The sequence below is a fragment of the Streptomyces europaeiscabiei genome (assembly GCF_001550375.1).
In the GTDB taxonomy this organism is placed as follows: Bacteria; Actinomycetota; Actinomycetes; order Streptomycetales; family Streptomycetaceae; genus Streptomyces; species Streptomyces europaeiscabiei.
On record NZ_LRTR01000064.1, the window covers coordinates 1 to 10,382 of the forward strand.

Consider the following 10,382-nt stretch of genomic DNA (forward strand, 5'->3'; position numbering starts at 1 on the left):
GCGGGCACGGACTGGGGTGGACTGCTGGGCCCGGGCAGCCGTCCTTCGGCGGCCCGCTCCGCCGTCTCCGTGCCCGGCCGGTCCCCCGCTCCCCCGCCCGCGCACCTGGCCACTCCCCCGTCCGGGCAGGGCGGGGGGATGGCAGGACACGCGCACTCTCCTGCACGGATGCAGTACGTTCGGGGCATGTCCCAGCCCGCCAAGTCCTCACGTACACCGGCTGCGCCCGACGCTCCGGAGAGCGCCGCGGGCAGCCGCGCCGCCGCCCAACGCCTCAAGATGCGCCGGGAACTGGCGGCCGCGGCCATGGAGCTGTTCTCGACCAAGGGGTACGAGGCGACCACCGTCGACGAGATCGCGGCGGCGGCCGGGGTCGCCCGCCGCACCTTCTTCCGTCACTTCCGCTCCAAGGAAGAGGCGATCTTCCCGGACCACGACGACACCCTGATCCGCGCGGAGGCGGTGCTCAACGCCGCTCCCCAGCACGAGCACCCGCTCGACACGGTGTGCCGCGGCATCAAGGAAGTCATGAGGATGTACGCGGCCCGGCCGGAGATCTCGGTCGCCCGCTACAAGCTGACCCGTGAGGTCCCCACCCTGCGGGAGGCGGAGATCGCCTCCGTGGCCCGCTACGAGCGCCTGTTCACCCGCTATCTGCTGGGCCACTTCGACGAGCACGCCCACCACGACGACGGCAACGACGACCCGCTGCTCGCCGAGGTGGCCGCCTCGGCGGTCGTCACCGCGCACAACCACGTGCTGCGGCGGTGGCTCAGGTCCGGCGGGCAGGGTGACGTCGAGACGCAGCTCGACCACGCCTTCGCCATCGTGCGCAGGACGTTCGGCACGGGCATCGGCGCGGGCCGCACCATGGCACCCGAGCCGGTCGCCGCGACGGCGTCCACCCACGGCGAGGTCCTGGTGACGGTCGCCCGCACGGACGCGCCCCTCGACGAGGTCATGCGAACCATCGAAGAGGCGCTCCGGGACCGCTGAGACCCGACCCGAACCACTTTTTACTCATCGGTAACTGTGACGACGGCCACCCCACCGGGTGGCCGTTTTGGCATGTCAGAGGCCCTTTTCGACCCCCACCTGATCGATCATCGCTCAGGTGTTACGTAAAGATTTCACCTGAGCGAACTTTCTGGCACTCGGTGCCTTGCGGGGTGACACGGCGTGCCATACGTTGAAGGAGTCCGGGCGGCCGGCGTGCAGAGAACTCTCGTACGTCGGCTGTCCCCGCAGACCACGGTCTGCGTGCCCGGACGCCTGCGTCACAGGCACCCTTCCGCGCCACAAAGCGCCGCCGCAGCACCACCTCCGCCGAACCGACGGCACCACAACCCAGCTCAACACCCGACGTAACCCTCAGCAGCGTCCCTCCCTCAGGACGCACGTCGCCGGAGGCACCACCGTGAAGGAAATCCTGGACGCGATCCAGTCGCCCGACTCCACGTCGGCCGACTTCGCCGCACTGCCGCTCCCCGAGTCGTACCGTGCGATCACCGTGCACAAGGACGAGACGGAGATGTTCGCGGGACTCACCACCCGCGACAAGGACCCCCGCAAGTCGATCCACCTCGACGAGGTCCCGCTCCCGGAGCTCGGCCCGGGCGAGGCCCTGGTGGCCGTCATGGCCTCCTCGGTCAACTACAACTCCGTGTGGACCTCGATCTTCGAGCCGCTGTCCACCTTCGGCTTCCTGGAGCGCTACGGAAAGCTCTCCGAGCTGACCAAGCGCCACGACCTGCCGTACCACATCATCGGCTCCGACCTCGCGGGCGTCGTCCTGCGCACCGGCCCCGGCGTCAACGCCTGGCGGCCCGGCGACGAGGTCGTCGCGCACTGCCTGAGCGTGGAGCTGGAGTCCTCCGACGGCCACAACGACACGATGCTCGACCCCGAGCAGCGGATCTGGGGCTTCGAGACCAACTTCGGCGGTCTCGCCGAGATCGCGCTCGTCAAGTCCAACCAGCTGATGCCGAAGCCCGACCACCTCAGCTGGGAGGAGGCCGCCGCTCCGGGCCTGGTGAACTCCACCGCGTACCGGCAGCTGGTCTCCCGCAACGGCGCCGGCATGAAGCAGGGCGACAACGTGCTGATCTGGGGCGCCAGCGGCGGCCTCGGCAGTTACGCCACCCAGTTCGCGCTGGCCGGCGGCGCCAACCCGATCTGTGTCGTCTCCAGCGAGCAGAAGGCCGACATCTGCCGGTCCATGGGCGCCGAGGCGATCATCGACCGCACCGCCGAGGACTACAAGTTCTGGAAGGACGAGCACCACCAGGACCCGCGCGAGTGGAAGCGCTTCGGCAAGCGCATCCGTGAACTCACCGGCGGCGAGGACGTCGACATCGTCTTCGAGCACCCGGGCCGCGAGACCTTCGGCGCGTCGGTGTACGTCACCCGCAAGGGCGGCACGATCGTCACCTGCGCCTCGACGTCGGGCTTCAACCACGAGTACGACAACCGCTACCTGTGGATGTCGCTGAAGCGGATCATCGGCTCGCACTTCGCGAACTACCGCGAGGCCTGGGAGGCCAACCGCCTCATCGCCAAGGGCAAGATCCACCCGACGCTGTCGAAGGTCTACTCCCTGGAGGAGACCGGGCAGGCCGCGTACGACGTGCACCGCAACCTCCACCAGGGCAAGGTCGGCGTCCTCGCGCTGGCCCCCGAGGAGGGCCTCGGCGTGCGCGACCACGAGAAGCGCGCCCAGCACGTCGACGCCATCAACCGCTTCCGGAACATCTGAGGTCCCCACATGAGTGAGCGTCAGCCCGCCGATGGCGGCAAGCGGGAGAAGGACCGGCCGTGGCTCATGCGCACCTACGCCGGTCACTCCACGGCGGAGGCGTCCAACGAGCTGTACCGGCGCAACCTCGCCAAGGGGCAGACGGGTCTGTCGGTCGCGTTCGACCTGCCGACCCAGACCGGCTACGACTCCGACCACATCCTCGCCCGCGGCGAGGTCGGCCGGGTCGGCGTCCCGGTGGCCCATCTCGGTGACATGCGCAGGCTGTTCCAGGACATCCCCCTGGAGCAGATGAACACCTCGATGACCATCAACGCCACCGCCATGTGGCTGCTGGCGCTCTACCAGGTCGTGGCGGAGGAGCAGGGCGCGGACATCACCCAGCTCCAGGGCACGACCCAGAACGACATCGTCAAGGAGTACCTGTCGCGGGGTACCCATGTGTTCCCGCCGGGGCCCTCGCTCCGGCTGACGACGGACATGATCGCGTACACGGTCTCCCGTATGCCCAAGTGGAACCCGATCAACATCTGCAGCTACCACCTGCAGGAGGCGGGCGCCACGCCGGTGCAGGAGATCGCGTACGCGATGTCCACGGCGATCGCGGTGCTGGACGCCGTACGGGACTCGGGGCAGGTCCCGGCCGAGAAGTTCGGTGACGTCGTCGCCCGTATCTCCTTCTTCGTGAACGCGGGCGTCCGCTTCGTCGAGGAGATGTGCAAGATGCGGGCCTTCGGGCGGATCTGGGACCGGATCACCCGCGAGCGGTACGGCATCGAGAACGCCAAGCAGCGGCGTTTCCGGTACGGCGTCCAGGTCAACTCACTCGGTCTGACCGAGGCGCAGCCGGAGAACAACGTCCAGCGGATCGTCCTGGAGATGCTGGCCGTGACCCTCTCCAAGGACGCACGGGCCAGGGCGGTCCAGCTGCCGGCCTGGAACGAGGCCCTGGGCCTGCCCCGGCCGTGGGACCAGCAGTGGTCGCTGCGGATCCAGCAGGTGCTGGCGCACGAGAGCGATCTGCTGGAGTACGAGGACATCTTCGAGGGCTCGCACGTCATCGAGGCGAAGGTGACCCAGCTGGTCGAGGCGTCCTTCGCCGAGATCGAGCGGATCCAGGAGATGGGCGGCGCGATGGCCGCCGTCGAGTCCGGCTACCTCAAGTCGCAGCTGGTCTCCTCGCACGCCGAGCGCCGGGCCCGGATCGAGTCGGGACAGGAGAAGATCGTCGGGGTCAACGTCTTCGAGTCGACGGAGCCGAACCCGCTGACCGCCGACCTGGACGCGGCGATCCAGACCGTGGACCCGGCGGTCGAGGCGCGGGTGATCAAGTCGCTCCAGAACTGGCGTGACACGCGCTACCAGCCGCCCTTCAACCACCCGCGCCCGTGCAAGGCGCTGGATCGGCTGAAGGAGGCCGCGAAGGGCACCGGCAACCTCATGGAGGCCACCCTGGAGTGCGCCCGCGCCGGGGTCACGACCGGCGAGTGGTCCGGGGCCCTCCGTGAGGTGTTCGGGGAGTTCCGGGCGCCGACCGGTGTGTCGTCGGCGCCGGTGGCCGTCTCCGCCGAGGAGGGCTCGGCCATGTCGGAGGTCCGCCGCAAGGTGGAGCTGACGGCGAAGGACCTGAACGTCGGCAAGCTCCGCTTCCTGGTCGGCAAGCCGGGTCTGGACGGGCACTCCAACGGGGCCGAGCAGATCGCCGTGCGGGCCCGTGACGCGGGCTTCGAGGTGGTCTACCAGGGCATCCGGCTCACCCCGGAGCAGATCGTGGACGCGGCGATCGCCGAGGACGTGCACGCGGTCGGTCTGTCCATCCTCTCCGGCTCGCACGCCCAGCTGGTGCCGGACGTGCTGGACCGGCTGCGGGAGGCCGGTGCCACCGACATCCCGGTGATCGCCGGCGGGATCATCCCGAACGCGGACGCCGCACAGCTCAGGGCCGCCGGAGTGGCCGCCGTGTTCACCCCGAAGGACTTCGACATCACCGGGATCATCGGCCGTATCGTCGACGAGATCCGCAAGGCCAACAAGCTCGACCCCCTGGAGGTCCCCGCATGACCAGCCCTGTTCCTCAGGTGAACCGCCTTCGTCCGCGGCGCTCCTGCCTCGCGGTGCCGGGAAGCAACCCGCGCTTCCTGGAGAAGGCCCAGGGCCTCCCGGCGGACCAGGTCTTCCTCGACCTGGAGGACGCCTGCGCCCCGCTCGCCAAGCCCGAGGCTCGGCACACCATCGTCAAGTTCCTCAACGAGGGCGACTGGACCGGCAAGACGCGGGTCGTACGGGTCAACGACTGGACGACGGAGTGGACGTACCGCGATGTCGTGACCGTCGTCGAGGGTGCCGGTCAGAACCTCGACTGCATCATGCTGCCGAAGGTGCAGACCGCCCAGCAGGTCGTCGCCCTCGACCTCCTGCTGACGCAGATCGAGAAGACGATGGGCTTCGAGGTCGGCAAGATCGGCATCGAGGCGCAGATCGAGAACGCGCAGGGCCTGAACAACGTCAACGAGATCGCGACGGCGTCCCAGCGCGTCGAGACGATCATCTTCGGCCCTGCCGACTTCATGGCGTCGATCAACATGAAGTCGCTGGTCGTGGGCGAGCAGCCGCCCGGTTACCCGGCGGACGCCTACCACTACATCCTGATGAAGATCCTGATGGCCGCCCGCGCCAACGACCTCCAGGCGATCGACGGCCCCTACCTGCAGATCCGCAACGTCGACGGCTACCGCGAGGTGGCCCAGCGCGCCGCCGCGCTCGGCTTCGACGGCAAGTGGGTGCTGCACCCGGGCCAGGTCGAGGCGTCCAACGAGATCTTCTCGCCCTCTCAGGAGGACTTCGACCACGCCGAGCTGATCCTGGACGCGTACGACTACTGCACGTCCGAGGCCGGCGGCAAAAAGGGTTCGGCGATGCTCGGCGACGAGATGATCGACGAGGCCAGCCGCAAGATGGCCCTGGTCGTCTCCGGCAAGGGGCGGGCGGCGGGAATGACCCGTACGTCGAAGTTCGAGATCCCGGAAGGCTGAGCGCGATGCAGTTCGGACGCACCTACGAGGAGTTCGAGGTCGGGGCGGTGTACAAGCACTGGCCCGGCAAGACGGTCACCGAGTACGACGACCACCTCTTCTGTCTCCTCACCATGAACCACCACCCGCTCCACATGGACAGCAACTACGCCGAGAAGACGACCGACTTCGGCAAGAACGTCGTGGTCGGGAACTACATCTACTCGCTGCTGCTGGGCATGTCCGTGCCGGACGTCTCCGGCAAGGCGATCGCCAACCTGGAGATCGAGTCGCTGAAGCACGTGGCGCCGACCTTCCACGGCGACACGCTCTACGGCGAGACGACCGTGCTCGACAAGTGGCCGTCGAAGTCGAAGAACGACCGCGGCATCGTCCACGTCGAGACCAAGGGCTACAAGCAGGACGGCACGCTGGTGTGCGTGTTCCGCCGCAAGGTCATGGTGCCGACCGAGACGTACATCAAGGAGCGCGGCGGCGAGCAGCCCGGCCGCCCGGAGCCGAAGGCACAGGAGAAGTAGCCATGGCGCGACTCGCCCAGACCGCAGGTCTGACCGACATCCAGCAGGAGATCCTGTCCACCGTCCGCGACTTCGTGGACAAGGAGATCATCCCGGTCGCGACCGAGCTGGAGCACCGCGACGAGTACCCGCAGGCGATCGTCGACGGGCTGAAGGAACTGGGCCTGTTCGGCCTGATGATCCCCGAGGAGTACGGCGGTCTGGGCGAGTCCCTCCTCACGTACGCGCTGTGCGTGGAGGAGATCGCCCGGGGCTGGATGTCCGTGTCCGGGATCATCAACACGCACTTCATCGTGGCGTACATGCTGAAGCAGCACGGCACGCAGGAGCAGAAGGACCACTTCCTGCCGAGGATGGCGGCCGGTGACGTCCGGGGCGCCTTCTCGATGTCGGAGCCGGGTCTCGGTTCCGATGTGTCGGCGATCACCTCCAAGGCGGTCAAGGACGGCGACGACTACGTCCTGAACGGTCAGAAGATGTGGCTGACGAACGGTGGGACGTCAACACTCGTCGCCGTACTCGTCCGAAGTGACGAAGGCCACCCCGAGGGCACGGCCCCCCACAAGTCGATGACCACGTTCCTGATCGAGAAGGAACCCGGTTTCGGAGAGGTCCGCCCCGGCCTCACCATTCCCGGGAAGATCGACAAGATGGGCTACAAGGGCGTCGACACGACCGAGCTCATCATGGACGGACTGCGCATTCCGGCCAATCGTGTACTCGGCGGCACCACGGGCCGAGGGTTTTACCAAATGATGGACGGCGTCGAGGTCGGCCGGGTCAATGTGGCCGCACGTGGTTGCGGAGTCGCTCAGCGTGCGTTCGAACTCGGTGTCTCGTACGCCCAGCAGCGCCACACTTTCGGCAAACCGATCGCCCAGCACCAGGCGATCCAGTTCAAGCTGGCCGAGATGGCTACCAAGGTCGAGGCCGCCCATGCGATGATGGTGAACGCAGCTCGCAAAAAGGACTCGGGCGAACGAAACGACCTCGAAGCAGGGATGGCGAAGTACCTCGCCTCCGAATACTGCAAGGAAGTCGTCGAGGACGCTTTCCGGATCCACGGCGGTTACGGCTTCTCCAAGGAGTACGAGATCGAGCGCCTCTACCGTGAGGCGCCGATGCTGCTGATCGGTGAAGGTACCGCCGAAATCCAGAAAATGATCATCGGTCGTCGACTGCTCGAAGAGTATCGATTCCAGGGCTAGCCCAAGGCCGGCCCGGGGTCGGTTGTCTGGTTCGGGGTGTTTTCTACGAGAAGAAGATCACACCCCGTGAGTACTCTTCGGTCGTCGACTCCGCTTCCTGGCTTGCCCAGTTGCGGTCCGCGACCGGTACGATCCCCGGAAAGCCGCCGTCCCCAGTCACCGCGCGGCATCATCCGCTACGAAGGTCATCCATGCCCCACAGCCAAACCTCTGCACCACGCGGCCGGGTCCGCCTCGCGCGCGGAGCATCGCCGTGGCTTCTCCCGACCGTCGCCACCGCAGCACTCAGCCTCGCCCGTTCGCGCCGCTCCGGTGCCGCTCGGGCCGTGGCCGTACCCGCCACCGCGCTGGCGGCGGGCATGCTGTGGTTCTTCCGCGACCCCGAGCGTGAGATCGCCCAGGGCCGGGTCATCTCGCCCGCCGACGGAGTGGTGCAGAGCATCATGCCGTGGAAGGACGGACGTACCCGCGTCGCGATCTTCATGAGCCCGCTCAACGTCCACGTCAACCGCGCCCCGCTGTCCGGCACGGTGACGTCGGTCGAGCACATCCCGGGCGGGTTCGTGCCGGCGTTCAACAAGGAGAGCGAGAACAACGAGCGCGTCGTCTGGCACTTCGACACCGAACTCGGTGACATCGAGATGATCCAGATCGCCGGCGCCGTGGCTCGCCGCATCGTTCCGTACATCCCCGAGGGCACCAAGGTCGAGCAGGGTGACCGGATCGGGCTGATCCGCTTCGGCTCGCGCGTCGACATCTACCTGCCCGAGGGTGTGGAGATCGACGTCGAGGTGGGTCAGAAGACCGTGGCTGGGGTGACTCGCATTGACCGTGACTGATCCGGAGACCCAGCCGGGCTGGGTGCCCGAGGCCGACGAGGTCGACGAAGAGGAGGAGATGCCTCTTTCTCTCCGCCTGTCGATAGCGGACACCCTCACTCTCGGCAACGCCACGTGCGGCTTCATGGCGGTGTACTTCACCACCACCGGCATCCTGATCCCGGACCTCACCGGCAGCCAGGAGCCCGGCATGGCACGCCACAGCGCGGCCACCGCCGTGATCCTGATGCTGTGCGCGGCGATCTTCGATCTGTTCGACGGGCTGGTGGCGCGCAAGCTCCGCTCCTCGCCGATGGGCGCGGAGCTGGACAACCTCTCCGACCTGATCAGCTTCGGCCTGGCGCCGGCGTACTTCGTCCTCGTCTACGGCATGGTCGCGGACGACGCGCACCAGCGGGTGGCGGCGGTGGGCGCGATCGTCGTGTTGCTGGCCGTGGTGCTGAGACTCGCGAGATTCTCCTGCGTGACGGTCAAGGACGGCACCTTCCAGGGCATGCCGTCGCCGTTCGGCGCGCTGACCGTCGTGTCGATCGTGCTCCTTGAGCTGCCCTTCGTGGCGACCCTCCTGGCGATCCTCGGTACGGCATGGCTGATGGTGAGCCGGGTCGAGTACCCGAAGCCGCGGGGTCCTCTCGCGGGGGCGATGCTCTCCTGGATCGTCCTGTCGATGGGCCTGCTGATGGCCTGGGCCTTCGACGCCCCCGGCGGTCAGCTCCTCCTCCAGACCGGCTGCGCCCTGCAGCTCGTCATGGGCGCGGTGATCCCCCTCTTCGCCACGGCGCGGCGGGTGAACAACTTCCGCGGCAACCGGCGTGAGGCGCGGGCGGCGCAGCTGCCCTGACCTTCGCTCCAGCACTGACGGGTGTGGCCCGAGCCATCACGGCTCGGGCCACACCCGTTCTGCGATGTTCTGCTTCGAGGGATCCAGCCACTCCCTGGTGCGGGAGACCACCGCCCAGGCCATCCACCACTTCTCGAAACTCTGGTTCAAGAACGGCAAGGTGGAGGGCCTCAGCAGCGGCAAGTACTTCAGGGAACTGGACGGCAATCTGATTCCCCTGCCGTAGGGGTCAGGTAAGGAAGTCCCGCCCGATCCGCTCCGCCACCTGCTCCAGGATCGGCCCCGGATCGGCGATGCAGCGCTCCACGTCCGGCTCGACGTCCGTCAGGGGATAGACCCGGCGGAAACCGGCCCGCCCCAGCGCCTCCGGCCGGAGCGCCAGGCGGCCACAGACCGCCACGACCTCCTTGCCGGCGGCCCTGGCGGCCGCCGCGACCCCGGCGGGCGCCTTGCCGTGGAGGGTCTGCTCGTCGAGTGAGCCCTCGCCGGTGATCACCAGGGTGGCCTTCTCCAGTGCCGCCGAGAAGCCGAGGACGTCGAGCATGACCTCGATGCCGGGGCGGAAGCGGGCGCCGAGGACGAGGGCTCCGTAGCCGATGCCGCCGGCGGCACCCGCGCCCGGGGCGAGAGCGTGCTCGGCGGCGCGCTCCCCGACCGTCTTCTCCAGGACGGCCGCGAAGTGGGCCAGGGCCGCGTCCAGCGTCGCCACGTCCTCGGGGCTCGCGCCCTTCTGCGGCCCGTACACGGCGGGCGCGCCCTTCGGCCCGGTCAGCGGGTTGTCGACGTCGCTGGCGAGGACGAGGTCGATCGACGCGAGTCTCTCGTCGAGGCCCGACAGGTCCGCCGTCACCAGGTCGCGCAGGCCGCCGCCCCCGGGCCCGACGGGCTCCCCCGCCGCGTCCAGGAAGCGTGCCCCGAGCGCGGCGAGCATGCCCGCGCCGCCGTCCGTCGTGGCGCTGCCGCCGACGCCGAACACGATCGTGCGGGCGCCCGCGTCGAGTGCGGCACGCAGCAGTTCCCCGGAGCCGTACGTGGAGGCGGTGAGCGGCGCGAAGGCCCCGGCGGGGAGCCTCTGCAACCCGCTGGCCTCGGCCATCTCGACGACGGCTGTGTCGCCGCGCAGCGCGTACGCGGCGGTGACGGGCTCACCGAGCGGGCCGGCGACCCGTACCTCGCGGCGTGCGAAGCC

General features: G+C 68.4%; 10 protein-coding genes. 9 read left to right on the plus strand and 1 reads right to left on the minus strand.

Going from position 1 to position 10,382, the window contains the following annotated elements; translation table 11 throughout:
- Positions 1–168: 168 nt before the first annotated feature.
- The 9 genes from AWZ10_RS02865 (at position 169) to AWZ10_RS51365 (ending at position 9,419) form a co-directional block, all read left to right on the plus strand.
- On the plus strand, positions 169–996 hold the full coding sequence (locus AWZ10_RS02865) for a TetR family transcriptional regulator (protein ID WP_107065475.1): 828 nt from the start codon (positions 169–171) through the stop codon (positions 994–996).
- Between the two features lie 421 nt (positions 997–1,417).
- On the plus strand, positions 1,418–2,755 hold the full coding sequence (gene ccrA, locus AWZ10_RS02870) for a crotonyl-CoA carboxylase/reductase (protein ID WP_046706924.1): 1,338 nt from the start codon (positions 1,418–1,420) through the stop codon (positions 2,753–2,755).
- Positions 2,756–2,764: 9 nt separating this feature from the next.
- The gene (locus AWZ10_RS02875; protein WP_046706923.1) at positions 2,765–4,816 is read left to right on the plus strand and encodes a protein meaA; all 2,052 of its coding nucleotides are present in this window, start codon (positions 2,765–2,767) and stop codon (positions 4,814–4,816) included.
- The gene (locus AWZ10_RS02880; RefSeq protein WP_046706922.1) at positions 4,813–5,787 is read left to right on the plus strand and encodes an HpcH/HpaI aldolase/citrate lyase family protein; all 975 of its coding nucleotides are present in this window, start codon (positions 4,813–4,815) and stop codon (positions 5,785–5,787) included. Before AWZ10_RS02875 ends, AWZ10_RS02880 begins: the two co-directional genes overlap by 4 nt.
- Positions 5,788–5,792: 5 nt before the next feature.
- Positions 5,793–6,305: a MaoC family dehydratase gene (locus tag AWZ10_RS02885; RefSeq protein WP_046706921.1), complete on the plus strand. Its 513-nt coding sequence runs from the start codon at positions 5,793–5,795 to the stop codon at positions 6,303–6,305.
- 2 nt (positions 6,306–6,307) lie between these two features.
- Positions 6,308–7,513 carry an acyl-CoA dehydrogenase family protein gene (locus AWZ10_RS02890; protein WP_046706920.1) on the plus strand — a complete coding sequence of 402 codons (1,206 nt, stop codon included), beginning with the start codon at positions 6,308–6,310 and terminating at the stop codon, positions 7,511–7,513.
- Between the two features lie 191 nt (positions 7,514–7,704).
- Positions 7,705–8,352 (plus strand): phosphatidylserine decarboxylase, encoded by a 648-nt coding sequence (locus AWZ10_RS02895; protein ID WP_078935522.1) that lies wholly within the window; start codon positions 7,705–7,707, stop codon positions 8,350–8,352.
- A 22-nt stretch (positions 8,353–8,374) separates the two neighbouring features.
- A complete protein-coding gene (gene pssA, locus AWZ10_RS02900; RefSeq protein WP_046706919.1) occupies positions 8,375–9,193 on the plus strand; it encodes a CDP-diacylglycerol--serine O-phosphatidyltransferase in 819 nt (272 codons plus the stop codon).
- 64 nt (positions 9,194–9,257) lie between these two features.
- Positions 9,258–9,419 (plus strand): hypothetical protein, encoded by a 162-nt coding sequence (locus AWZ10_RS51365; protein WP_159015116.1) that lies wholly within the window; start codon positions 9,258–9,260, stop codon positions 9,417–9,419.
- A 3-nt stretch (positions 9,420–9,422) separates the two neighbouring features.
- On the opposite strand, the gene AWZ10_RS02905 is transcribed toward AWZ10_RS51365, so the two are convergent.
- Positions 9,423–10,382, minus strand: a 960-nt coding sequence (locus AWZ10_RS02905) for a glycerate kinase (RefSeq protein WP_060890363.1), incomplete at its 5' end; no start/stop codon positions are given.

Bases quoted from the DNA above. Each gene is read 5' to 3' on its own strand.
- AWZ10_RS02880 (WP_046706922.1), top strand. From the start codon at position 4,813: ATGACCAGCCCTGTTCCTCAGGTGAACCGCCTTCGTCCGCGGCGCTCC.
- AWZ10_RS02865 (WP_107065475.1), top strand. From the start codon at position 169: ATGCAGTACGTTCGGGGCATGTCCCAGCCCGCCAAGTCCTCACGTACA.
- AWZ10_RS02875 (WP_046706923.1), top strand. From the start codon at position 2,765: ATGAGTGAGCGTCAGCCCGCCGATGGCGGCAAGCGGGAGAAGGACCGG.
- AWZ10_RS02895 (WP_078935522.1), top strand. From the start codon at position 7,705: ATGCCCCACAGCCAAACCTCTGCACCACGCGGCCGGGTCCGCCTCGCG.
- AWZ10_RS02885 (WP_046706921.1), top strand. From the start codon at position 5,793: ATGCAGTTCGGACGCACCTACGAGGAGTTCGAGGTCGGGGCGGTGTAC.
- AWZ10_RS02890 (WP_046706920.1), top strand. From the start codon at position 6,308: ATGGCGCGACTCGCCCAGACCGCAGGTCTGACCGACATCCAGCAGGAG.
- AWZ10_RS51365 (WP_159015116.1), top strand. From the start codon at position 9,258: ATGTTCTGCTTCGAGGGATCCAGCCACTCCCTGGTGCGGGAGACCACC.